The following is a 22,176-nucleotide window of genomic DNA, read 5'->3' on the forward strand; positions in this document are numbered from 1 at the left end:
TTGTCGCTGGAAGTGGGGCGCATTATAAGGGGATCTGAAACGGCGTCAACCCTTTATTTCAAGAAACTGAAATATAAGCGAAAACAAAGCGGGGAGGCCGTTTGGCCTCCCCGCTCTCATTCACCTATTAAAGGCTTGGGAACGCAAACTGCGACGCTTCGTGGCTGGCACGCTGCGGCCAACGCTGGGTAATCGCCTTGCGGCGGGTATAGAAACGCACCCCATCCGGCCCATAGGCATGCAGGTCACCAAACAGCGAGCGCTTCCAGCCGCCGAAGCTGTGGTATGCCACAGGTACCGGCAGCGGCACGTTCACACCCACCATGCCGACTTCGATCTCGTCACAGAACAGCCGCGCGGCCTCACCATCACGGGTGAAGATACAGGTGCCATTGCCATACTCATGGTCGTTGATCAGCTGCATCGCCTGCTCGAGGCTGTTCACCCGCACGATGCACAGCACCGGGCCAAAGATCTCTTCTTTATAGATGCGCATTTCAGGGGTCACCTTGTCGAACAAGGTGCCGCCGACAAAATAGCCATCTTCGTTACCCGAGACGCGGAACCCGCGGCCATCGACCACAAGCCTGGCGCCGGCGGCAACGCCGTCATCTATATAGCCAACGACCTTGTCACGCGCAGCTGCAGTGACCAGCGGCCCCATGTCCAGGCCACAGGACGTGCCGGCGCCGATCTTCAGGGCTTTGATCTGCGGCTCAAGCTTGGCGATCAACGCATCCGCCACCTGGTCACCCACGCACACCGCCACCGAAATAGCCATGCAGCGCTCACCACACGAACCGTAGGCTGCGCCCATCAAGGCACTGACGGCGTTATCCAGGTCGGCATCGGGCATCAGCACTGCGTGGTTCTTGGCGCCACCCAGCGCTTGTACGCGTTTGCCGCGCTTGGTGCCCTCGGCGTAGATGTACTCGGCAATCGGCGTAGAGCCGACGAAGCTCAAGGCTTTTACCTCGGGCGCCTCGATCAGCGCATCGACTGCTTCCTTGTCGCCGTGCACCACATTGAGGATGCCTTTAGGCAGGCCAGCTTCCAGCAGCAGCTGGGCGATGAACAGCGTCGAACTCGGGTCGCGCTCGGACGGCTTGAGAATGAATGCGTTGCCACAGGCGATGGCCAGCGGATACATCCACAGCGGCACCATGGCCGGGAAGTTGAACGGGGTAATCCCGGCAACCACGCCCAGCGGCTGGAAGTCCGACCAGGCATCGATGTTCGGCCCGACGTTGCGGCTGTATTCACCCTTGAGCACTTCAGGCGCTGCGCAAGCGAACTCGACGTTCTCGATACCGCGCTTGAGTTCGCCGGCAGCGTCTTCGAGGGTCTTGCCGTGTTCTTCGCTGATCATCTGCGAGATCTTGGCTTCGTTCTGCTCGAGCAACTGCTTGAAGCGGAACATCACCTGGGCGCGCTTGGCCGGTGGCGTATTACGCCAGGCCGGGAACGCGGCCTTGGCCGAATCGATGGCCTCTTGCACAGTCGCGCGGCTGGCCAGCTCGACCTTGCGTACCGCCTGGCCGGTCGACGGGTTGAAAACGTCGGTGGTGCGCTCACCTTTGCTGACCAGCTCGCCGTTGATCAAGTGCTGAACGATGCTCATGCATAACTCCTATAAAGAGGGCAGAAACCGGCGCGCGCCATATCAGCCGCGCCTGGCGTCGAAATCGGAAAAATCAGTCGACCTTGTTCAGGGCTTCGCCCACCGCGTCGAACAGGCGGTCCAGCTCCTGCGGCTGGGTATTGAAGGTTGGCCCGAACTGCAGGGTGTCGCCGCCGAAGCGCACATAGAAGCCGGCCTGCCACAGTTTCATTGCGGCCTCGTAGGGGCGCACGATGGCATCACCATCGCGGGCGGCAATCTGAATGGCGCCGGCCAGGCCGTAGTTGCGGATGTCGACGACATTCTTGGTGCCCTTGACGCCGTGCAGCAACTTCTCGAAGTGCGGCGCAAGATCAGCGGCCGACTGCACCAGGTTTTCCTTTTGCAACAAGTCCAGCGCCGCGATCCCGGCTGCGCATGCAACCGGGTGCGCCGAATAGGTATAGCCGTGGGGGAATTCGACCGCGTATTCAGGCGTCGGCTGGTTCATGAAGGTCTGGTAGATCTCGCCGGTGGCGATCACCGCGCCCATTGGGATGGCGCCGTTGGTGACCTGCTTGGCAATGCACATCAGGTCTGGGGTAACCCCGAAGGCTTCGGCACCGGTCATCGCGCCCATACGGCCGAAACCGGTAATCACTTCGTCGAAGATCAGCAGGATGTTGTGCTGGGTGCAGATTTCGCGCAGGCGCTTCAGGTAGCCCTTCGGCGGTGGCAGCACACCTGCCGAGCCTGCCAGCGGCTCGACGATCACAGCAGCAATGTTGGACGCGTCGTGCAGCTCGATCAGCTTGAGCATCTCATCGGCCAGGGCGATGCCGCCCTCTTCTGGCAGGCCCTTGCTGAAGGCGTTGGCCGGCAGCACGGTGTGAGGCAGGTGGTCGACATCGAGCAACTGGCCGAACATCTTGCGGTTGCCGTTGACCCCACCCAGGCTGGTGCCGGCGATATTCACGCCATGGTAGCCACGGGCACGGCCAATGATCTTGGCCTTGCTGGCCTGCCCCTTGAGGCGCCAGTAGGCACGCACCATTTTCAGCGCGGTATCGGCGCACTCGGAGCCCGAGTTGGTATAGAACACGTGGTTCAGGTCACCAGGCACCAGGTTGGCGATTTTTTCGGCCAGCTGGAACGACAGCGGGTGGCCGAACTGGAATGCCGGAGAGTAATCGAGCGTAGCCACCTGGCGCGCCACTGCGTCGGAGATTTCCTGACGAGTATGCCCCGCACCGCAGGTCCACAGCCCCGACAAGGCGTCGAAGATCTTGCGGCCCTTGTCATCGACCAGATAGTTGCCCTTGGCCGCCACGATCAGGCGCGGGTCGCGCTGGAAATTGCGGTTGGCGGTGTAGGGCATCCAGTGGGCATCCAGCTTGAGCTGGCTGGCCAATCCGGGATGGTCGGTTGCAGGCATGTTCATCGGCGGTTCCTCGTAGGACGATCGGGCAGCGATGGCTGTTGTTGCAGCTAAATTCGCATGACGATAAAGTCCGGAAAACCCAACATTTCTAACCTTCAGTCAGCAGCAGGCTAAACAGATGAGCCGACGCCCCGATGCCCTCGCCCAGGTCAGCGATTTCGATATCCGCCTGCTCAAGATCTATCGCAGCGTGGTCGAGTGCGGCGGCTTCTCGGCCGCCGAGAACGTGCTCGGCATCGGCCGCTCGGCCATCAGCCAGCAGATGAACGACCTCGAGCAACGCCTGGGCCTGCGCCTGTGCCAGCGTGGCCGTGCAGGCTTTTCGCTGACCGAGGAAGGCCGCGAGGTATACCACTCGGCCTTGCAACTGCTCAGCGCCCTGGAAAGTTTCCGCACCGAGGTCAACGGCCTGCACCAGCACCTGCGCGGCGAGCTGAACATCGGCCTGACCGACAACCTGGTCACCCTGCCACACATGCGCATCACCCATGCCCTGGCCGAGCTCAAGGACCGCGGCCCGGATGTGCGCATCCAGATCCGCATGATCGCCCCCAGCCAGGTAGAACAAGGCGTGCTCGACGGCAGCCTGCATGTCGGCGTGGTGCCGCAGACCAGCCCGCTGTCGGGCCTGGAATACCAGCCGCTGTACAGCGAACGTTCGCTGCTGTACTGCGCCGTCGGCCACCCGCTGTTCTATGCCGATGACCAGCAGGTCGACGACCAGCGCCTCAACAGCCAGGATGCCATCGCCCCCACGTTCCGCCTGCCGGCTGAAGTGCAGGCTCATTACCAGGCGCTGCACTGCACCGCCAGCGCCTCGGACCGCGAGGGCATGGCGTTTCTGATTCTCACCGGGCGTTACATTGGCTATTTGCCCGACCACTACGCCAGCACCTGGGTCCAGCAGGGGCGCCTGCGGGCACTCAAGCCCGCGCAGCGCTTCTATGACCTGAGCCTGAGCTGGGTAACGCGCAAAGGCAGGCGCCCGAACCTGGTGCTGGAGAGTTTTCTCGAGAGTCTGGCTGCGACACGCTGATGCCTGTGGCTGACGCAAACGCTTGTCACTTCGGCACAGGAAGGTAATCTGTCCGACAATTCGTTGCCAACGACCCTGTACGGAATCGTCCATGACCCTAGAAGTCCCTGCGCATCGCCTCTCCAATTCGGGCAAGCCCGCCGGCCGCATCCGCCAGAAGAACGAACAGGCCATCATCCAGGCCGCCGAGGACGAGTTCGCCCGCCACGGCTATAAAGGCACGAGCATGAACACCATCGCGCTCAAGGCCAACCTGCCCAAGGCCAACCTGCACTATTACTTCACCAACAAGCTCGGCCTGTACATCGCCGTGCTGAGCAACATCATCGAGCTGTGGGACAGCACCTTCAACGCCCTGAGCGTTGACGACGATCCAGGCCAGGCACTGAGCCAGTACATTCGCACCAAAATGGAATTCTCCCGGCGTAACCCGCAGGCCTCGCGCATTTTCGCCATGGAAGTGATCAGCGGCGGCGAGTGCCTGAGCGAGTATTTCAGCGCCGACTATCGCGAGTGGTTCCGTGGCCGCGCCGCGGTGTTCGAGGCCTGGATGGACGCCGGCAAAATGGACCGGGTAGACCCGGTGCACCTGATTTTCCTGCTGTGGGGCAGCACCCAGCACTACGCCGACTTCGCCACCCAGATTTGCCAGGTCACCGGCCGCAGCCGCCTGACCAAGCAGGACATCGAAGACGCCAGCAACAACCTTATCCACATTATTCTCAAAGGCTGCGGTATCAACCCGCCCGCCTGACCCGGACCTATGCCTTCTACCCTGATCGAGCTTTGCGAGTTCCGCGAGGAGATCCGCAAAAGCCGCTTCATCACCCTCGCCGGCCCCATCGCCAGCCCGGCCGAGGCCATGGCTTTCATCGAACGCCACAGCGACCTGGCGGCCACCCACAACTGCTGGGCCTGGAAGCTCGGCGGCCAGTACCGCAGCAGCGATGACGGCGAGCCTGGCGGTACCGCCGGCAGGCCGATCCTTGCCGCCATCGAGGCGCAGGACTGTGACCAGGTCGTGGTCCTGGTGATCCGTTGGTACGGCGGCATCCAGTTGGGCACCGGTGGTTTGGCCCGCGCCTACGGCGGCGGCGCCAACAAGTGCCTGCAGCAGGCACCCAAGCGGCTGCTGGTCGAACGCAGCGAGTTCCGTTGCAGTTGCAGCTTCAGCGAACTGGCGTTGCTCAAGCTGCGCGTGGCAGAACTGGACGGCCTGGTGCTGGACGAACAGTTCACCGCCAATGGCGTCGACCTGCACATCGCCTTGGGCGGCGCCCACCTGGCCCTGCTGCAACAACAACTGGCCGACCTCAGCCGTGGGCGCATCCTGCTCGAACCACGCTGAACATTGCCCACAACTACTGTGGGCCTGCCTGTGGATAAGCTTGGGGCTAATTGTTACAAGCCTTTAACTGCAAGGCTTGCAGGGCTTTGATCATATTTTGATCACAATCTTGTTACAGCGGCTTAATGCGCGCAGGATCAGTAAGTTATCCCCAGCTAGCGGCATATTCGAGACTGCATTCGGCCTTTGCCGTGGCGCCAAGCTTGCGCACAGTTACTGTGGAGCAGCCTGTGGATAACCGGTTAGCCATTGCGCCGGGCACAGGCGCAGCAAGCCCTACAGCGCAGCGATCATTTTTTGATCAGCTGGCTGTTCGTTTGCCACCGGCCACACCTGCAGCACCAGCCATACCAGTTCCAGCAGCAATATCACCGCAATCACTGGCGTTGCGCCCAATGCCAACGCATACGCCTGCCAAGTGGCAAACAGCAGCCGGCCCACTGCGTCATAACGGCCGAACTGGCGCTGCGGATCGCGGATACGCAACCACGCCCAGACACAAATGATCGACCCCATCAGGTTGCCCAACAGCACCTGAACCGGGTCGAATGCCGGCAGCGATCCGGCAAAGCCGAGCATCTGGTGCAACTGCCCCAATTGCTCATGCAACAAGGCAAAGGTCCACGGCGTGGCAAATGCCCCCGCAATCAGCAAGTCGTAAATGCCGCTGGCTCGCACCAGCTTGCGATACCCCTCAGAACTCCACATGACGCCTCCTGATCAATCATCGAAAGCGCGAGGCTAAAGCCTGGAGTATGCTCCAAGGTCAAGCCCTGTTAATTGGAAGGATTCCAGCATGCGTATCGGCGAACTGGCTCAGGCCTGTGACGTCAGCCGCGACACCCTGCGTTTCTATGAAGAACGCGGGTTGATCCGCGCCTATCGCCTGGCCAATGGTTACCGCGACTACCCCGCCGAAACCGCGCAGTTGGTACTGTTTATCCGCACCGCACAGCGCCTGGGCTTCAGCCTTGGCGAAATAGCCAGCAACGTCGAAGGGCTGTGGCAGACAGACAAACCCGACCAGGCCGTCAGCGCGCTGTTGCAGGACAAGCTCGCTCTGGTCGAAAGACGCCTGGACGAACTGCAGCAACTTCGCGCCGAACTGCGCCAACGCCTGACCCTCGCCTGCCCGCTTCGACCTGACCCTGTTCAAGGAGACCCACAATGACCGCAACCAAGACCGCCCTGATCATCGGCGCCTCCCGAGGCCTTGGCCTCGGGCTGGTGCAGCGCCTTAGCGAAGATGGCTGGCGCGTCACTGCCACGGTGCGCAACCCGCAACAACCTGGGGCCCTGGCTGACGTACCGACCGTGCGCATCGAACAACTGGAAATGAACGACACCGCCCAGCTAGACGGCCTCAAGCAACGCCTGGGCGGCGAAGTGTTCGACCTGGTGTTCATCAACGCAGGCGTCATGGGGCCGCTGCCGCAAGACCTAGAAAGCGTAAGCACCGAGCAAGTGGGCGAGCTGTTCATGACCAACGCCGTGGCGCCAATTCGTGTTGCCCGACGCCTGGCTGGTCAACTGCGTGAAGGTAGCGGCGTACTGGCGTTCATGAGTTCTATTCTGGGCAGCGTTGCGATTCCCGATGGTGGCGAGCTGTGCCTGTACAAGGCCAGCAAGGCCGCGCTCAACTCGATGATCAACAGTTTTGTGGTCGAGCTGCAGCGCCCTGACCTGTGTGTTCTGGCCATGCACCCAGGTTGGGTCAAGACCGACATGGGCGGTGAAAACGCCGAGATCGACGTGCACACCAGCACCCAGGGCATGCTCAAACAGATCAAGGCCAACAGTGGCAATGGCGGCCTGCACTTCATCAACTACAAAGGCGAAGCACTCACCTGGTGAATTGAAAGCCGCGGGGCGAGGCAGTAGACTCGACGCCTCGCCCCTTCGGCGGACCTGGATCAGCAGACAGGGCAACACTGAGCTGGCTAACCTGAACCCACTTTCAGAGGAGCCGGCACAATGCCTGCGATCCGCATCTGGTTGAAATCCCCCCTCGCCATCTTCACCGGCAACAGCAGCGACGCGCGCGGCGGCCTGGTCATCGAAGACGGCCGTATCAGCGAGCTGCTTGCAGCAGGCCAGGCCCCTGCCCTGCCCTGCGATCAGGTGTTCGACGCCCGCGAGCATGTGGTCCTGCCCGGCCTGATCAACACTCACCACCATTTCTATCAGACCCTCACCCGCGCCTGGGCGCCGGTGGTCAACCAACCGCTGTTCCCCTGGCTCAAAACCCTCTACCCGGTGTGGGCGCGGCTGACCCCGGCCAAGCTTGAGCTGGCAAGCCAAGTGGCCCTGGCCGAACTGCTGCTGTCCGGGTGCACCACCGCCGCCGACCACCATTACCTGTTCCCTGAAGGCCTGGACCACGCCATCGACGTGCAGGTCGAAGCCGTGCGCAAGCTGGGCATGCGCGCCATGCTCACCCGTGGTTCCATGAGCCTGGGCGAGAAGGACGGCGGCCTGCCACCGCAACAAACGGTGCAACAGGGCGAGGTGATCCTGGCCGACAGCCAGCGACTTATCCACAGCTACCACGAACGCGGTGACGGCGCGCGCATCCAGATTGCCCTGGCGCCCTGCTCGCCGTTCTCGGTCACCCCCGAGATCATGCGTGCCAGCGCCGAGCTTGCCGAAGAGCTCGACGTGCGCCTGCACACCCACCTGGCCGAGACCCTGGATGAAGAGGACTTCTGCCTGCAACGATTCGGCCTGCGCACCGTCGATTACCTGGACAGCGTCGGCTGGCTTGGCCCGCGCACCTGGTTGGCCCACGGCATCCACTTCAACCCCGATGAAATCGTGCGCCTGGGCGCCGCCGGCACCGGTATCTGCCACTGCCCAAGCTCGAACATGCGCCTGGCGTCGGGCATCTGCCCGACGGTGGACCTTGAGGCGGCCGGCGCAACGGTGGGCCTGGGTGTCGACGGCTCGGCCTCCAACGACGCCTCGAACATGATCCTTGAAGCGCGCCAGGCCTTGTACCTGCAACGCCTGCGCTACGGCGCCGAGCTGATTACCCCGCAGCGCGCCCTTGGCTGGGCCACACAAGGCTCAGCCAAGTTGCTCGGGCGCAGCGACATCGGCGAACTGGCCGTCGGCAAGCAGGCAGACCTGGCGCTGTTCAAGCTCGACGAACTGCGTTTTTCGGGCAGCCACGACCCGTTGTCGGCCTTGCTGCTATGTGGCGCCGACCGCGCCGACCGCGTCATGGTCGGTGGCCAGTGGCGGGTCATCGACGGCCAGATCGAAGGGCTGGACATCAAAGGCCTGATTGCTGACCACCGCCAGGCCGCCGCCCACCTGATCGCCGGCTGACGCCTGCACGCCTGGCCGGGCGCATTGCCTGGCCAGGCCCTGTAGAATGTCGGCCAACCGTACCTGACCGAGATTAGTAACTATGTATGACTGGCTGAACGCCTTGCCCAAGGCCGAACTGCACATGCACCTTGAAGGCTCGCTGGAGCCTGAGCTGCTGTTCGCCCTGGCCGAACGCAACAAGATCGCCCTGCCTTGGGCCGACGTTGAAACCCTGCGCGGCGCCTATGCGTTCAACAACCTGCAGGAATTTCTCGACCTGTATTACCAGGGCGCCGACGTGCTGCGCACCGAGCAGGACTTCTACGACCTGACCTGGGCCTACTTGCAACGCTGCAAGGCGCAGAACGTGATCCACACCGAACCGTTCTTTGACCCGCAAACCCATACAGACCGAGGCATCCCGTTTGAAGTGGTGCTCAACGGCATCAACCAGGCTCTTAAAGATGGCCGTGAGCAACTGGGCATCGGCAGCGGCCTGATTCTGAGCTTCCTGCGCCACCTGAGCGAAGATGAGGCAGAAAAAACCCTCGACCAGGCGCTACCGTTCCGCGATGCCTTCGTTGCCGTTGGCCTGGACAGCTCCGAACAGGGCCACCCGCCGAGCAAGTTCCGCCGCGTCTTCGACCGGGCCCGTAGCGAAGGCTTCCTGACCGTTGCCCACGCCGGCGAGGAAGGCCCGCCCGAGTACATCTGGGAGGCGCTCGACCTGCTGAAAATCCAGCGTATCGACCATGGCGTACGCGCCATCGAAGACGAACGCCTGATGCAGCGCATCATCGACGAGCAGATCCCGCTGACCGTCTGCCCGCTGTCCAACACCAAGCTGTGCGTGTTCGACCACATGAGCCAGCACAACATCCTCGACATGCTCGAACGTGGCGTGAAGGTGACGGTCAACTCCGACGACCCGGCCTACTTCGGCGGCTACGTCACCGAAAACTTCTACGCCCTGCACGAGCACCTGGGCATGACCCAAGACCAAGCACAGCGCCTGGCGCAGAACAGCCTCGACGCCCGCCTGGTCAAACCCTAACCCACCTGCCGCGAGACCGGCCTTGCGATGGCGCCGATCTGCCGCACACCGAGCGGGGGCACATGCAGCGCGCGGCCGCCGTCCAGTTCCTGCACCCAGCCGGATTGCAGGAACAACTTGAGCAAGGCATGCCCAAGGCTGCCGCCCAGATGCGGGCCTTGGTCGCTCCATTCGCTGCAATGGCACATCACGCAACCACGCTGGTGACCCGGCGCCAGAGCATCGATGAACACCCCCAGCGCTTCCAGCTGAGCCTTGCCACGCGAGCTGACACTCAGGTGGCTGGGTTCACCTTCCAGCCAGCTAGCGTCGAGCAGACGCTGGAGCAGCTGCGCGGCGATCTCGCCGCCCAAGTGGTCCCCACACAGGCGCGCCTTGCTTAGGGTCGGCGCAATGCGTAGCGGCGCCCGCGCTTGCGGGTGCTGGCCAAGCTGGATGCTGGCAAGCGCCTCGACCGCCGCCCCCACTTCGGGGGTTGCCAGGCGGAAATGGCGCTTTCGCCCGCGCACGTCGACACGCAGCAGGCCAGCTGCCACCAGCAACGAAAGGTGCATGCACGCCGACGATGTACTCAAGCCGATAGCCAACGCCAACTCATCGGTCGAGCGGGCGGAGCCATCTATCAGTGCCCAGAGCATGGCGCTGCGCTTGGGGTCGGCCATCATGCCGGCCACCTGGGTAATGCTGTTGACTGCATTCATGAAGCTCGAGTCCCTGAGTAGTGTCGTCTGGTTGGCTTGACGGACGCGCACCCTATCCGGCCGTCACGAAACACTCGGCGGTAAACGATGAGGGGGAAATGTCTCTCGCTGGCACTGGTCGTCGAGCGCAGTATAAGCCGCGCCCCACGGTAGGTTTTGTAGGCAAAATGGCATAGTGGCGTGGGCCGAATGGCGCGTTGTGGGGAGCCCCATGCAAGCCTGCGCAGGGGTAATTGCGCAGGAATACGAGCCCGCTTGAGGTGCAAGGCCCAGGGCGAAATATTTCCGACAGCTACCACGGGGCTGCCCCACACCCCTGTTCGTCATTTAAGGCGGGTAAAACAGAAAGCACCCGGCTGCGCCTGACCGTCAGTCAGCGCGACGTTTCCGGGCCTGGCAGATACAGGGGGCAGCGCTACACTGAGCCGCTCCTGCTCACTGGAGGTAGTTCAGCATGAAGATTGTCGTCAGTGCGTCGAACCGCAACCCCAATTGCCCGTGGCAGGTGCAGATGGACCAGCACCTGGTGAGTTTTCGCAGTGAAGCCGAGGCGCGCGCCTTCGTTGCCTTGCTGGAGGCCCGGCTGCGGGCCCCGCACCCGCTTATGCCAAGCGGCTGGCCTGAGCACGCCGGGTCAGCATTGCAACACTGACCACCAGCGCGCCACACAGGCTGACCACCAGCGCCATCGGCACGGCGCTGCCGTCATGCAGCACCCCGACCAGTGCCGCCGCAGCCGCGGCGACACTGAACTGCAGGCAGCCCATCAACGCCGAGGCACTGCCGGCGCGTGCGCCCTGGCCGCTCATGGCACAGGCCGAGGCGTTGGGGATGATGCAGCCAAGGCTTGAGATGCACACGAACAGCGGCACCAGCAGCGGCCACAACGCGGCCGGGCGCAACGCCGCCACGGCCAGCAATACCAGACCTGCCACCAGATACAGCCACACCGCCCGCGCCAGCAGAAACGCTGGGCCGCGCTTGGCCAGCAGGCGCGCATTGACCTGCGCCATCAATATGAAACCTGCGGCATTGGTACCGAACAGCCAGCCATAATGCTCAGGCGGCACGCCATACAGCTTGATGAATACGAACGGGGAGCCGGCGATATACGCGAACATGCCGGCAATGGCGATACCGCCGGTCAGCGCATGGCCGACGAACACCCGGTCACCCAGCAACCGCAGGTACTGGCGCAACGCCCCGGACAGCGGCTGGCGGACCATCTGCGGCGGCATGCTTTCGGGCAAACCAAGGCTGACGGCCACCAGGCACAGCGCACTGAACAGCCCCAAGGCGATGAAAATCGACTGCCAGCCGGCGACATTTACCAACACCCCGCCGAGCATCGGCGCCAATATCGGCGCAAGCCCCATCACCAGCATCAGTTGCGAAAACACTTTGGCCGAGGCCACGGCGTCGCACTTGTCGCTGACGATTGCCCGGGACAACACCATGCCCGCGCAGCCACCCAGCGCCTGAACGAAACGCGCCAAAACCAGGCTGTCGAGATTGGGCGCAAAGGCGCAGGCGAGCGAGGCCACAGTAAACAGCCCTACGCCGACCAGCAGCGGGATGCGCCGGCCAAAACGGTCGGCTACCGGGCCATAGGCCAACTGGCCCAGGGACAGGCCGAGAAAATACGCGGCCAGGGTGGTCTGCACATGCTGCTCGTCGGTGCCGAAAGCAAGCGCCATGGCCGGGAACGCCGGCAGATAGAAGTCGATCGCCAGAGGCCCGAACGCACTGAGGGCGCCGAGAATCAGCAGGGTACGCAGGTTCATGGATAATCCATAGCAGGCTAAGCAAGTGCGCTAGTCTACCTGCTGCTCACCCCCCCGCGATGAAAACCTTTGTAACAGTTACGGAGTAAATCCGTCTCAGGCCTCTTGCGCCTCATAACCCTCTTCACGAATGGCCGCCAGCAGTTGCGGGGCCTCCAGCACGCTCTGCACGCGCACCTGGCGGGCGGCCAAGTCGACTTCCACCTGCGCAGCAGCATCCTTTTCCTGAACTGCCCGCGTCACAGCCTTCACGCAGTGGCCGCAGGTCATACCTTGCACATTGAACACTTGCATCGGGGTTACCTCCTTCAGGGTTTGGCGCAGTTTCGACCTTGCCATCGGGGCAAGGTCAAGTTCTCTGCGTAACAGCCGGGGTGGAAATCCGCGCCCGGGTCGGCCAAGCTGCGCCTTTGACGACTTTGCCAAGCAGGAGATTCTTCATGATCAGGGCAGCATTTGGCCTTGTCGGGTTGCTGGGCGCGCTGGCCGTGGTGCCAACGGCCGGCGCCGAGGGCAACAGCGACTACAGCGTGCTGATCATTTCCCGGGAACGCCTGGAAGTGGCCACCACCTGCGAGATCGGCGTGTATCTGAACGACCAACTGTCGGGGCGGGTGTTCCAGGAACAGTCGACCTCGTTCAACCTGCCGCCAGGCCCGGTGGATGTCCGCCTGCGCCTGCTGCCTGGGCAAGCACCCGGTTGCTTGCCCGGCGTTGAAGACCAGCGCAGCACGCGTCTTACCCTGCAAGCCGGGCAGATCAACAAATACCGCATCGCCATGGGGCAATATGGCCTGGAGCTGAAGCGAGCCAGCCTCGGCTATTGACCTTGACCGCATGGCAAGGTTGATGCTGCTGGCCTGTCCACGGAGGAAACCGCCATGCCAGCATCCACCACCTTCGATCTGCCGATCACCGGCATGACCTGCGCAAGCTGCGCAGGCCGGGTCGAGCGCGCCTTGCGCAAGGTCACCGGTACCGAACAGGTCAGCGTCAACCTGGCCACCGAACAGGCCCGTGTCCAGGCCCCGGCCGAGAGCCTGCCGGCGTTGCTGGGGGCGGTGCGCGAGGCCGGGTACAGTGTGCCGACCCGCACCGTTGAATTGCAGTTGGGTGGCATGACCTGCGCCAGTTGTGCCGGGCGCATCGAACGCGCATTGGCCAAGCTGCCGGCCGTGGAGCAGGTCAGCGTCAACCTGGCCCGCGAGCGCGCCCATGTCCAATTGCTGCAAGGCGTCGATGAAACCCTGCTGATCAGCGCGGTAGAGAAAGCCGGCTACAGCGCCAGCCTGCCGCGTAGCCTCGACGATGAACAACACCTGGCCCAGCGGCGCCTGCGCAACGAGCGCCTGGCGGTAGGCGCAGCACTGTTGCTGGCACTGCCGCTGGTGCTGCCGATGCTGCTCGAACCCTTCGGCCTGCACTGGATGCTGCCAGCCTGGGCGCAGTTCGTGCTGGCAACCCCTGTGCAGTTCGTTCTGGGTGCGCGCTTTTATGTCGCCGCCGCCAAGGCCGTGCGCGCCGGTGCCGGCAACATGGACCTGCTGGTGGCGCTGGGCACCAGCGCCGGCTACGGGCTGAGCCTGTACCAGTGGGCCAACGCCCACCCCGGCATGCAACCGCACCTGTATTTTGAAGCTTCCGCCGTGGTCATCGCCTTGGTGCTGCTGGGCAAGTACCTCGAAAGCCGCGCCAAGCGCCAGACCGCAAGCGCCATTCGTGCCCTCGAAGCGCTGCGCCCGGAACGCGCCGTGCGCGTAAGCGAGGGCGTGGAACAAGAAGTCGCCATCAACCAACTGCGCCTGGGCGATCGGGTGCTGGTCAAACCCGGCGAGCGCTTCCCGGTAGACGGCCAGGTGCTCGAAGGCAGCAGCCACGCCGATGAGGCGCTGATCAGCGGCGAGAGCCTGCCGGTGCCCAAGCAGCCGGGCGACACCGTGACCGGTGGTGCAATCAACGGTGAGGGCCGCCTGTTGGTAGAAACCCGCGCGCTGGGCACCGAAACGGTGCTGGCGCGCATCATTCGCCTGGTCGAAGACGCCCAGGCGGCGAAGGCACCGATCCAGAAGCTGGTAGACCGAGTCAGCCAGGTGTTCGTCCCCGCCGTGCTGGTGCTGGCACTGCTCACCCTGCTCGGCTGGTGGCTGGCAGGCGCTGCGCTGGAGACGGCTTTGATCAACGCCGTCGCGGTACTGGTGATCGCCTGCCCCTGCGCGCTGGGCCTGGCCACGCCCGCAGCGATCATGGCCGGCACCGGCGTCGCAGCCCGCCACGGCATCCTGATCAAGGACGCCGAAGCCCTGGAGCGCGCCCATGCAGTCAACCGGGTGGTGTTCGACAAGACCGGCACCCTGACCTCCGGCAGCCCGCGCATCGTCCACCTGCAGGCCGTTGACCAGGGCCAGGCGCTGCGCCTGGCCGGTGCCCTGCAGCGTGGCAGTGAGCACCCGCTGGCCAAGGCGGTATTGGACGCCTGCGCCGAACGCGGCCTGGACGTGCCGCAGGTCAGCGACAGCCAGTCGCTCACCGGGCGCGGTATCGCCGGGCATGTGGATAACCTCGAGCTGGCCCTGGGCAACCGCCGCTTGCTCGATGAAAGCGCACTATCGCCCGGCGAGCTGGCCGCCAACGCCAGCGCTTGGGAAGCCGAAGGCCGAACCTTGTCGTGGCTGATTGAGCGCGGCGCGCAGCCACGGGTGCTGGGCCTGTTTGCATTTGGCGACAGCCTCAAGCCTGGCGCCGCCGAAGCCATCGGTGCCCTGCATCGGCGCGGCATCAGCAGCCACCTGCTGACCGGCGACAACCGTGGTAGCGCCAAAGTGGTCGCAGAGGCGCTGGGCATCGATGACGTGCATGCCGAAGTGCTGCCCGCCGACAAGGCCGCGACGGTCACGGCGTTGAAGCAGGACGGCGTGGTGGCCATGGTTGGCGATGGCATCAACGACGCCCCGGCGCTGGCCGCCGCCGATATCGGCATCGCCATGGGCGGCGGCACCGATGTCGCCATGCAGGCCGCTGGTATAACGCTGATGCGCGGCGACCCACGGCTGGTCCCGGCCGCGCTGGAAATCAGCCGCAAAACGTACGCGAAGATCCGCCAGAACCTGTTCTGGGCCTTCATCTATAACCTCGTCGGCATCCCGCTGGCAGCCTTCGGCTTCCTCAACCCGGTGCTGGCCGGCGCCGCCATGGCGCTGTCCAGCGTCAGCGTGGTGAGCAATGCGCTGCTGCTCAAAACCTGGAAACCCGCCAACATCGACCAGGAGACGCCATGAACATCGGCCAGGCGGCCCGCCGCAGTGGGCTTAGCGCCAAGATGATCCGTTATTACGAGTCCATCGGCCTGCTGCGCCCGGCGCAGCGCAGCGACAGCGGCTACCGGGTGTATCAGGCGCAAGACCTGCACAGCCTGGCGTTCATCAAGCGCTCGCGCGACCTGGGCTTCTCGCTGGACGAAGTGGCGCGGCTGCTGACCCTGTGGCAGGACCGTCAACGCGCCAGCGCCGACGTCAAAGCCCTGGCCATGCAGCATATCGATGAGCTCAACCGGCGCATCGAGGAGCTGGTGAGCCTGCGCGATACCTTGGGTGAACTGGTTGCCACTTGCCAAGGCGACGACCGCCCGGACTGCCCGATCCTCAAGGGCCTGGCCGATGGGTGTTGCAACTGAGACAGAACGCCGCCCCTACTGGGGCGGGCTTTTGCCCTGCCAGGACCGTGGCAAATCGCCTAAACGCGACAGTTTTCTTCCCAGCCGCGCCGCTGACCAACGAATTAGGCCTTAAGCGCTACATAAAGCACCGACCCTGCCGATGCCCTGATACCTGCCTGTGTCACGAAAAAAACAAATCTGGGAGCGTGGATGAACATCAAGCAAAAACTGACCTGGGCCTTTGCCGTCATAGCCGGCCTGCCCATCGTTTTGGTCGCCACCTTGGTGATCATCAACTTGCGTGGCGAAGCCCGTGACGACTTCCTAGATAACAGCAGCCGGGAAATTCGCCAGGTTGGCAACGCCATGAACATCTTCTTCCAGGCTATCGACCAGAACGTCGAGTACATCGCTTCGCAGCCGATGGTGGCCGCTACCGGCAGCAACCTGAACAAGTACATGAGCGCCGCCCCTTCCTATGATCTGGGCGACCAGGACAAGGGCGTGCTGGACTTCTTCACCCGCCTGGCAGCCGCCCACCCCGCCTATTCCTACCTGTCCTACGGCGTCAACGACGGTGGCTACGTCGGCTGGCCGGCTGGGCAGAAGTTCGTCAACTACGACCCGCGCACCCGCCCCTGGTACCAGTCGGCCATGGCCAACCCAGGCAAGACCCTGCGCACCAGCGCCTACTACTGGGCCGCCGACGACGCCGTGCTGATCAGCACCGTGCGCACCGTCGCCAACCAGCTCGGCAGCCCAGGCGGTGTGGTCAACATCGACGTGTCGCTCAAAGGCCTCACCGAGATCGTCAAGAAGATCAAGCTGGGCGACAGCGGTTACCTGATGCTGATCGAAAGCAACGGCAACGTGATGGTCGACCCGCGCGATGCCAGCCACAACTTCAAGCAGCTTTCCAGCCTCGGCGGCGGCTATGCCGAACTGGCCAAGGCCGGCAAAGGCCTGGTCGAAGTCGAGATCGACGGCGAGCGGTTCATGGCCAACGTCTACCCTGACGAGCAGTTGGGCTGGACCTTCGTCGGCCTGATCCAGGAAAACGAAGTGATGGCCAGCACCACCCGCCTGACCTGGCTGGTCGGCATCGTTGCCCTGGTACTCGCGGCCTTGTTCGCGGTAGTGGGCGCGACTTTCGCCAAGCTCATCGTACGCCCGATCAACAGCGTCACCAGCGGCCTGGAAGACATCGCCCAAGGTGAAGGCGACCTGACCCGCAACCTGGAAATCCGTGGCCGCGATGAAACCGCGCAACTGGCCAGTTGGTTCAACCAGTTCCTGGGCGCCATCCGCAGCCTGATCCAGCATATTGGCGCGGCAGCAGGGAAAATCCTCACCACCTCCACCAGTTCCACCCGCGTGTCCGGCGACATGGCCGAAGCCGCTGGCCGCCAGCGCGAAGCCGTGGACATGGTGTCGACCGCCTTCCACGAAATGGTTGCGACTGCCAACGAAGTGGCGCGTTCGTGCAGCCAGGCGGCGTTGTCTGCCGACAGTGGCCAGGCCCAGGCCCGCGAAGGCCAGCAGCAGATCGACGCCGCGGTACAAAGCGTCGACCGCCTGAGCCAGGAAATCGAACAATCGGCGCAGTCTATCCAGCAACTGGAACGCGACAGCAACGCCATCCAGTCGATCCTGGGAACCATCCGTTCGATTGCCGAGCAAACCAACCTGCTGGCGCTCAACGCGGCCATCGAAGCGGCCCGTGCCGGCGAGCAAGGCCGTGGTTTTGCCGTGGTTGCCGACGAAGTCCGCGCGCTGGCCAAGCGCACTGCCGACTCCACCGCCGAAATCGACGGCCTGCTGGGCAACCTGGCCAGCCGCACCGCCGAAGTGGCCGAGCAGATGCACGCCAGCATCGAGGTGTCGCAGCAGTCTGTCAGCCGCATTGGCATGGCCCGTGACAGCTTTGGGCAGATTCGTGAATCGGTGGATGTGATCCGCGACATGAACACGCAGATCGCCACCGCCGCCGAGGAACAGCACCAGGTCGCCGAGGACATCAACCGCCACATCAGCCAGATCCATGGTGATGCGCAGTTGGTTGCCGAACTGGCGCAGGCCGCACGGCAAGACTCCGAGAGCCTGGCAGGGCTGTCGAACGAGCTGGATACACTGGTGCGCCGCTTCCGCACCTGATCTTTGGAACCGCCGCTCCTACACAAGGCCGCGTAAAGTCCGGGCTGGTCATTTGAACCGGCATTCGCCCGGGCCCTGCCTCAGGGGGAAGCACTGCTCCCCCACCCACTCCCCCTCAGCGGCCGAGCGCTTGCCCGGCCGCGTCAGCCGGGCCCCGCCAGAGCTTCCGGTGACGTAGTCACACATCACGCTGTCCTTCCATAACCTTGCCCGGCTGAAGTGAAAGCGCTCAAGATCAGCGGCAACCGCCGTCGGATTGTAAAAACGCCAACCACCCGGTGCCTGGTAAACCAGCCCAGGTTGCCCGGCCACTTGCGTCTGGGTTATCTGCGCAACCGCAGGGCATTGTTCAGTCGCGCCTTGCGCGTTCAGCGCCAGCGTGAAGCCCGCCACTGCCATAAAGCCGCTCATCGCCACACTCCTCTGAAATGAGCAGCGAGTGTGGCGGCCACGCGCGTGCGCCAGCATCAGGAAGCGCTTACCCCAGCCTACCGCTCAACGATAGCCGTAACCCCCTGCCCGCCCGCTGCGCAGATAGAGATCAGCCCGCGCCCCTTGCCGCGTGTCGCCAGCAACTTGGCCATGTGCGCCAGAATACGCCCACCGGTGGCGGCAAACGGGTGGCCGGCGGCGAGCGAGCTGCCCTTGACGTTCAGCTTGCTGCGGTCGATCGCCCCAAGCGGCGCCTCCAGCCCTAGCCGGGTGCGGCAGTAATCGGCGTCCTCCCAGGCCCTCAGGGTGCACAGCACTTGGGCGGCGAAGGCTTCGTGGATTTCATAGAAGTCAAAGTCCTGCAGGCTCAGGCCGTTGCGCGCCAGCAGCCGTGGCACGGCGTACACCGGCGCCATCAGCAGCCCTTCGTGGCCGTGCACGAAGTCCACCGCGGCAGTTTCGCCGTCCACCAGATAGGCCAGCACCTTCAGGCCCTGCTGCTCGGCCCAGGCCTCGCTACCCAGCAGCACCAGCGACGCGCCATCGGTGAGCGGCGTCGAGTTGCCGGCGGTCAGTGTGCCTTGGCCGCTACGCTCGAATGCCGGCCTGAGCTTGGCCAGTTGCTCAAGGCTCAAGTCCGGGCGCAGGTTGTTGTCGCGGCTAAGCCCCTGGTACGGGGTGAGCAGGTCGTCGTGCCAGCCTTCAGCGTAAGACGCGGCCAGGCGCTGATGGCTGAGCAGCGCCAGTTCATCCTGCTCGGCGCGCTCGATGTGCCAGGTTTGCGCCATGCGCTCGCAGTGCTCGCCCATCGACAACCCGGTACGCGGCTCGCCGTTGCGCGGCAGTTCTGGCTTGAGATGGCCTGGGCGCAGTTTCAGGAAGGGCTTGAGGCGAGCAGCCAAGTCCTTGCCCCGGCTGGCCTGCAACAGTATCTGGCGCAGCCCTTCACTGACCGCAATCGGTGCATCGGACGTGGTATCGACACCCCCGGCAATGCCGCTGTCAATCTGCCCCAGGGCGATCTTGTTGGCCACCAGCAACGCCGCTTCCAGGCCCGTGCCGCAGGCCTGCTGAATATCGTAGGCCGGGGTTTGCGGGGCCAACCGCGAGCCCAGCACGCTCTCGCGGGTCAGGCTCATGTCGCGCGAATGCTTGAGCACCGCGCCCGCAGCGACTTCACCCAGGCGCAGGCCATGCAACCGATAGCGCTCCACCAGCCCTTCAAGCGCGGCGGTGAGCATCGCCTGGTTGCTTGCTTTGGCGTAGGCCCCATTGGAACGGGCGAAAGGGATCCGGTTACCCCCCAGGATCGCGACCCGGCGCGTTGAATGCATGCCTGTTCCTCCTGAAACAAATTGATCGATAAGCCTAGGCGGTTTTTGCCCTGTTCGAACGACCCTGCCACAAACATGGTCCACACTGCATGCTTGCCTTCAAGGAGACCCGTACATGAGCGATCGTTATCTCGGCTTTGCCAACTCCAACCTAGGCCGGCGCCTGGTCGATGCCCTCGGCCTGCCTTCGCCGGCGCCGCTGGAGCGCTGGCAGGCAGGCCGCCTGCGCCCGGTCGAGGGCGCACTGGTATTGGGCGGCGGTGCCCTGGCCGGCTACGTCGAAACGATTGCCCCGCGCTTGACCGGCGAGTGCTACAGCTTCAACGAGCCAAGCCTGTCGTCACCGGCCTGGGTTGCAGGGCTGGGGCCGAAACTCAAGGCGTTGGTGTTCGATGCCAGCCATTTGTCCGACAGCGATCAGCTCAAGCAGTTGCGCGAATTCTTCCAGCCGCTGCTGCGCAGCCTGGCGCCGAGTGCCCATGTCGTGATCCTCGGGCGCGCCCCGGAAACCCTCGGCGACGCCCACGCAAGCGTTGCCCAGCGTGCCCTTGAAGGTTTCAGCCGGTCACTGGGCAAAGAGCTGCGCAATGGCGCAACCGCCAACCTGCTGTATGTCGGCGCCGACGCCGAGTCGGGCCTTGAAGGTGCACTGCGCTTCTTCCTGTCGCCCAAAAGCGCATTCGTCTCCGGCCAGGTGCTGCGCCTGGGCCACTGCGCCACTGCGGTCGAAGACTGGACCCGCCCGTTGGCGGGCCGCCATGCACTGGTTACCGGTGCCGCTCGCGGCATCGGCGCCGCTATCGCCGAAACCCTTGCCCGTGACGGCGCCGAAGTGACCCTGCTGGATGTGCCGCAGGCACAGAAAGACCTCGACGCCATCGCCGCACGCCTGGGCGGCCGGGCGTTGGCGCTGGATATCTGCGCAGCCGATGCCGCCACCCAGTTGATCGAAGCCTTGCCGGGGGGCCTGGATATCGTTGTGCACAACGCAGGCATCACCCGCGACAAGACCCTCGCCAACATGACCCCCGACTACTGGGACTCGGTGCTGGCGGTCAACCTCAAGGCACCGCAGGTGCTCACCCAGGCGCTGCTGGACGCCGGCAAGCTGCACGACAACGCACGCATCACCCTGCTGGCCTCGGTCAGCGGCATTGCCGGCAACCGCGGCCAGGCCAACTATGCGGCCAGCAAAGCCGGGTTGATCGGCCTGGCGCAAGCCTGGGCGCCAACCCTTGCCGAGCGCGGCGCGAGCATCAATGCGGTAGCCCCAGGGTTTATCGAAACCCACATGACCGGCGCCATGCCCATGGGCCTGCGCGAGGCCGGGCGGCGCTTGAGTTCGTTGGGCCAGGGCGGGCTGCCACAGGATGTTGCCGAAGCCATTGCCTGGCTCAGCCAACCGGGCGCAGGCGCCGTCAACGGCCAGGTGCTGCGCGTGTGCGGCCAAGCATTGATGGGGGCCTGAGATGACCGCCAACTGGCTCGAAATACACCACCCCGACCCGCGCCTGAACCTGTACCTGCGCGCCTTGGGCAAACGCAAGATCAGCGGCGCCACGCTGCCCGAGCGCGGCTTGCGCTGCCTGCTGCGGATCGATGCCGGCAACCTTGGCGCCTATCGCAAGCTGTGCCACTTCGCCGACGAAGGGCGCCTGCCCGGCACCTACCCGCACGTAATGGCCTTTACCCTGCAACTGCAGCTGCTCACCGCCCCCGACTTCCCGTTCCCGCTGTTGGGCATGGTGCATCTGCACAACCGCATCGAAGTGCTGCGCCCGCTCGGCGGGGTCGATGCGCTGCGCTTCTCCGTGCATGCCGACAACCTGCAACCACACGCCAAGGGCGGCACCTTCGAGCTGGTCACTGAAGCCGCCGATGGGCTGGGGGTGCTGTGGCGCGAAACCAGCCGCATGCTGGTACGCGGGCTCAAGCTCGACGCCACTGCCACGCCAGCCCCCGAGGCTGAACCTGCGCCCCTGCCGCAAGCGACCCGCTGGTACGCCGACAGCGATATCGGCCGCCGTTATGCGCGGGTTGCCGGTGACTACAACCCTATTCACTTGAGCGCCCTGAGCGCCCGCCTGTTCGGCTACCCCAAGGCCATCGCCCATGGCATGTGGAGCCAGGCAATGGCACTGGCAGCGCTGCAGGGCCATCTGCCCAACGCCGGCTACAGCTTCGAAAGCACCTTCCTCAAACCGGTGCGCCTGCCATCGGAAGTGGTGCTCGGCGCCAGCGCACCTGGCCCATCCGGCCAATTGCGCCTGGATGGCCATGGCGGGTTGCTGCACATGCTCGGCAACTGGGGCTCGCTTTAGCGTTTGA

Annotated in this window: 22 protein-coding genes and 1 pseudogene; 15 read left to right on the forward strand and 8 right to left on the reverse strand. The window is 64.1% G+C overall.

Annotated elements, in window-relative coordinates; translation table 11 throughout:
* Positions 1-127: 127 nt before the first annotated feature.
* Entirely contained in the window at positions 128-1,621 is a 1,494-nt protein-coding gene (locus HU719_RS16640) for a CoA-acylating methylmalonate-semialdehyde dehydrogenase (protein ID WP_186521001.1), read from the reverse strand.
* A gap of 73 nt (positions 1,622-1,694) precedes the next feature.
* A complete protein-coding gene (gene aptA / locus HU719_RS16645; RefSeq protein ID WP_186536750.1) occupies positions 1,695-3,041 on the reverse strand; it encodes an omega-aminotransferase AptA in 1,347 nt (448 codons plus the stop codon).
* A 118-nt stretch (positions 3,042-3,159) separates the two neighbouring features.
* On the opposite strand from aptA, the gene HU719_RS16650 reads away from it, so the two are divergent.
* From HU719_RS16650 to HU719_RS16660, 3 genes are all read left to right on the forward strand, one after another.
* The gene (locus tag HU719_RS16650) at positions 3,160-4,077 is read left to right on the forward strand and encodes a LysR family transcriptional regulator (protein ID WP_186520999.1); all 918 of its coding nucleotides are present in this window, start codon (positions 3,160-3,162) and stop codon (positions 4,075-4,077) included.
* Positions 4,078-4,168: 91 nt separating this feature from the next.
* A complete protein-coding gene (locus HU719_RS16655; protein ID WP_186520997.1) occupies positions 4,169-4,831 on the forward strand; it encodes a TetR/AcrR family transcriptional regulator in 663 nt (220 codons plus the stop codon).
* Positions 4,832-4,840: 9 nt separating this feature from the next.
* Complete coding sequence (locus tag HU719_RS16660; RefSeq protein WP_186536751.1) at positions 4,841-5,425, forward strand: IMPACT family protein; 585 nt, start codon at positions 4,841-4,843, stop codon at positions 5,423-5,425.
* Between the two features lie 276 nt (positions 5,426-5,701).
* Here the strand turns inward: HU719_RS16660 and HU719_RS16665 are convergent, their stop codons facing one another.
* On the reverse strand, positions 5,702-6,133 hold the full coding sequence (locus HU719_RS16665) for a hypothetical protein (protein ID WP_186520994.1): 432 nt from the start codon (positions 6,131-6,133) through the stop codon (positions 5,702-5,704).
* 88 nt (positions 6,134-6,221) lie between these two features.
* Here HU719_RS16665 and HU719_RS16670 point away from each other — a divergent pair, with 88 nt between their 5' ends.
* The 4 genes from HU719_RS16670 to HU719_RS16685 all read left to right on the forward strand — a co-directional run bounded on the left by HU719_RS16670 (position 6,222) and on the right by HU719_RS16685 (position 9,791).
* Positions 6,222-6,596, forward strand: a complete 375-nt coding sequence (locus HU719_RS16670; protein WP_186520993.1) for a MerR family transcriptional regulator — start codon at positions 6,222-6,224, stop codon at positions 6,594-6,596.
* Positions 6,593-7,279, forward strand: coding sequence for an SDR family oxidoreductase (locus HU719_RS16675; protein ID WP_186536752.1), 687 nt, complete (start codon positions 6,593-6,595; stop codon positions 7,277-7,279). Before HU719_RS16670 ends, HU719_RS16675 begins: the two co-directional genes overlap by 4 nt.
* 120 nt (positions 7,280-7,399) lie before the next feature.
* A complete protein-coding gene (locus tag HU719_RS16680) occupies positions 7,400-8,755 on the forward strand; it encodes an 8-oxoguanine deaminase (protein ID WP_186520991.1) in 1,356 nt (451 codons plus the stop codon).
* 82 nt (positions 8,756-8,837) lie between these two features.
* A complete protein-coding gene (locus tag HU719_RS16685) occupies positions 8,838-9,791 on the forward strand; it encodes an adenosine deaminase (protein ID WP_186536753.1) in 954 nt (317 codons plus the stop codon).
* Here HU719_RS16685 and HU719_RS16690 read toward each other — a convergent pair.
* Positions 9,788-10,492 carry an ArsR/SmtB family transcription factor gene (locus HU719_RS16690; protein ID WP_186536754.1) on the reverse strand — a complete coding sequence of 235 codons (705 nt, stop codon included), beginning with the start codon at positions 10,490-10,492 and terminating at the stop codon, positions 9,788-9,790. The two genes, HU719_RS16685 and HU719_RS16690, sit on opposite strands and share 4 nt — an antisense overlap.
* Before the next feature lie 454 nt (positions 10,493-10,946).
* Between HU719_RS16690 and HU719_RS16695 the strand changes: the two genes are divergently transcribed.
* Positions 10,947-11,144 (forward strand): hypothetical protein, encoded by a 198-nt coding sequence (locus HU719_RS16695; RefSeq protein WP_186520988.1) that lies wholly within the window; start codon positions 10,947-10,949, stop codon positions 11,142-11,144.
* Here HU719_RS16695 and HU719_RS16700 read toward each other — a convergent pair.
* Together HU719_RS16700 and HU719_RS16705 are read right to left on the reverse strand one after the other, a co-directional pair.
* Positions 11,095-12,276, reverse strand: coding sequence for a multidrug effflux MFS transporter (locus HU719_RS16700; protein ID WP_186536755.1), 1,182 nt, complete (start codon positions 12,274-12,276; stop codon positions 11,095-11,097). The genes HU719_RS16695 and HU719_RS16700 overlap by 50 nt on opposite strands.
* Before the next feature lie 96 nt (positions 12,277-12,372).
* Positions 12,373-12,570, reverse strand: a complete 198-nt coding sequence (locus HU719_RS16705; protein ID WP_186536756.1) for a heavy-metal-associated domain-containing protein — start codon at positions 12,568-12,570, stop codon at positions 12,373-12,375.
* Between the two features lie 146 nt (positions 12,571-12,716).
* On the opposite strand from HU719_RS16705, the gene HU719_RS16710 reads away from it, so the two are divergent.
* From HU719_RS16710 to HU719_RS23925, 5 genes and pseudogenes are all read left to right on the forward strand, one after another.
* Positions 12,717-13,103, forward strand: coding sequence for a hypothetical protein (locus HU719_RS16710; protein ID WP_186520985.1), 387 nt, complete (start codon positions 12,717-12,719; stop codon positions 13,101-13,103).
* A 54-nt stretch (positions 13,104-13,157) separates the two neighbouring features.
* Positions 13,158-15,551 carry a heavy metal translocating P-type ATPase gene (locus HU719_RS16715; protein ID WP_186536757.1) on the forward strand — a complete coding sequence of 798 codons (2,394 nt, stop codon included), beginning with the start codon at positions 13,158-13,160 and terminating at the stop codon, positions 15,549-15,551.
* Positions 15,548-15,946 carry a Cu(I)-responsive transcriptional regulator gene (gene cueR, locus HU719_RS16720; protein WP_186520983.1) on the forward strand — a complete coding sequence of 133 codons (399 nt, stop codon included), beginning with the start codon at positions 15,548-15,550 and terminating at the stop codon, positions 15,944-15,946. The genes HU719_RS16715 and cueR overlap by 4 nt, the downstream gene beginning before the upstream one ends.
* 348 nt (positions 15,947-16,294) lie before the next feature.
* Positions 16,295-17,224 (forward strand): annotated as a pseudogene (locus HU719_RS23920) (cache domain-containing sensor histidine kinase); the annotation flags it as partial.
* 129 nt (positions 17,225-17,353) lie between these two features.
* Positions 17,354-18,082 carry a methyl-accepting chemotaxis protein gene (locus HU719_RS23925; RefSeq protein ID WP_422631733.1) on the forward strand — a complete coding sequence of 243 codons (729 nt, stop codon included), beginning with the start codon at positions 17,354-17,356 and terminating at the stop codon, positions 18,080-18,082.
* Positions 18,083-18,130: 48 nt separating this feature from the next.
* On the opposite strand, the gene HU719_RS16730 is transcribed toward HU719_RS23925, so the two are convergent.
* Entirely contained in the window at positions 18,131-18,493 is a 363-nt protein-coding gene (locus tag HU719_RS16730; protein WP_186520981.1) for a hypothetical protein, read from the reverse strand.
* A gap of 77 nt (positions 18,494-18,570) precedes the next feature.
* Positions 18,571-19,848 (reverse strand): acetyl-CoA C-acetyltransferase, encoded by a 1,278-nt coding sequence (locus HU719_RS16735; protein ID WP_186536759.1) that lies wholly within the window; start codon positions 19,846-19,848, stop codon positions 18,571-18,573.
* A 115-nt stretch (positions 19,849-19,963) separates the two neighbouring features.
* Between HU719_RS16735 and HU719_RS16740 the strand changes: the two genes are divergently transcribed.
* Both HU719_RS16740 and HU719_RS16745 read left to right on the forward strand, forming a co-directional pair.
* Entirely contained in the window at positions 19,964-21,316 is a 1,353-nt protein-coding gene (locus tag HU719_RS16740) for a 3-oxoacyl-ACP reductase (protein ID WP_186520979.1), read from the forward strand.
* A 1-nt stretch (position 21,317) separates the two neighbouring features.
* Positions 21,318-22,169 (forward strand): MaoC family dehydratase, encoded by an 852-nt coding sequence (locus tag HU719_RS16745; protein ID WP_186536760.1) that lies wholly within the window; start codon positions 21,318-21,320, stop codon positions 22,167-22,169.
* Positions 22,170-22,176: the final 7 nt, after the last annotated feature.

Origin of the sequence: Pseudomonas farsensis, from assembly GCF_014268805.2 — a bacterium.
Taxonomy (GTDB): domain Bacteria; phylum Pseudomonadota; class Gammaproteobacteria; order Pseudomonadales; family Pseudomonadaceae; genus Aquipseudomonas; species Aquipseudomonas farsensis.

What these genes read in the sequence shown, in the direction of transcription:
- HU719_RS23925 (WP_422631733.1), top strand. Translation starts at nt 17,354, where the DNA reads ATGGTGTCGACCGCCTTCCACGAAATGGTTGCGACTGCCAACGAAGTG.
- HU719_RS16650 (WP_186520999.1), top strand. Translation starts at nt 3,160, where the DNA reads ATGAGCCGACGCCCCGATGCCCTCGCCCAGGTCAGCGATTTCGATATC.
- HU719_RS16685 (WP_186536753.1), top strand. Translation starts at nt 8,838, where the DNA reads ATGTATGACTGGCTGAACGCCTTGCCCAAGGCCGAACTGCACATGCAC.
- HU719_RS16640 (WP_186521001.1), bottom strand. Translation starts at nt 1,621, where the DNA reads ATGAGCATCGTTCAGCACTTGATCAACGGCGAGCTGGTCAGCAAAGGT.
- HU719_RS16730 (WP_186520981.1), bottom strand. Translation starts at nt 18,493, where the DNA reads ATGAGCGGCTTTATGGCAGTGGCGGGCTTCACGCTGGCGCTGAACGCG.
- HU719_RS16655 (WP_186520997.1), top strand. Translation starts at nt 4,169, where the DNA reads ATGACCCTAGAAGTCCCTGCGCATCGCCTCTCCAATTCGGGCAAGCCC.
- HU719_RS16715 (WP_186536757.1), top strand. Translation starts at nt 13,158, where the DNA reads ATGCCAGCATCCACCACCTTCGATCTGCCGATCACCGGCATGACCTGC.
- HU719_RS16700 (WP_186536755.1), bottom strand. Translation starts at nt 12,276, where the DNA reads ATGAACCTGCGTACCCTGCTGATTCTCGGCGCCCTCAGTGCGTTCGGG.
- aptA (WP_186536750.1), bottom strand. Translation starts at nt 3,041, where the DNA reads ATGAACATGCCTGCAACCGACCATCCCGGATTGGCCAGCCAGCTCAAG.
- HU719_RS16695 (WP_186520988.1), top strand. Translation starts at nt 10,947, where the DNA reads ATGAAGATTGTCGTCAGTGCGTCGAACCGCAACCCCAATTGCCCGTGG.
- HU719_RS16665 (WP_186520994.1), bottom strand. Translation starts at nt 6,133, where the DNA reads ATGTGGAGTTCTGAGGGGTATCGCAAGCTGGTGCGAGCCAGCGGCATT.
- HU719_RS16705 (WP_186536756.1), bottom strand. Translation starts at nt 12,570, where the DNA reads ATGCAAGTGTTCAATGTGCAAGGTATGACCTGCGGCCACTGCGTGAAG.
- HU719_RS16740 (WP_186520979.1), top strand. Translation starts at nt 19,964, where the DNA reads ATGAGCGATCGTTATCTCGGCTTTGCCAACTCCAACCTAGGCCGGCGC.
- HU719_RS16670 (WP_186520993.1), top strand. Translation starts at nt 6,222, where the DNA reads ATGCGTATCGGCGAACTGGCTCAGGCCTGTGACGTCAGCCGCGACACC.
- cueR (WP_186520983.1), top strand. Translation starts at nt 15,548, where the DNA reads ATGAACATCGGCCAGGCGGCCCGCCGCAGTGGGCTTAGCGCCAAGATG.
- HU719_RS16680 (WP_186520991.1), top strand. Translation starts at nt 7,400, where the DNA reads ATGCCTGCGATCCGCATCTGGTTGAAATCCCCCCTCGCCATCTTCACC.
- HU719_RS16710 (WP_186520985.1), top strand. Translation starts at nt 12,717, where the DNA reads ATGATCAGGGCAGCATTTGGCCTTGTCGGGTTGCTGGGCGCGCTGGCC.
- HU719_RS16735 (WP_186536759.1), bottom strand. Translation starts at nt 19,848, where the DNA reads ATGCATTCAACGCGCCGGGTCGCGATCCTGGGGGGTAACCGGATCCCT.
- HU719_RS16660 (WP_186536751.1), top strand. Translation starts at nt 4,841, where the DNA reads ATGCCTTCTACCCTGATCGAGCTTTGCGAGTTCCGCGAGGAGATCCGC.
- HU719_RS16745 (WP_186536760.1), top strand. Translation starts at nt 21,318, where the DNA reads ATGACCGCCAACTGGCTCGAAATACACCACCCCGACCCGCGCCTGAAC.
- HU719_RS16675 (WP_186536752.1), top strand. Translation starts at nt 6,593, where the DNA reads ATGACCGCAACCAAGACCGCCCTGATCATCGGCGCCTCCCGAGGCCTT.
- HU719_RS16690 (WP_186536754.1), bottom strand. Translation starts at nt 10,492, where the DNA reads ATGAATGCAGTCAACAGCATTACCCAGGTGGCCGGCATGATGGCCGAC.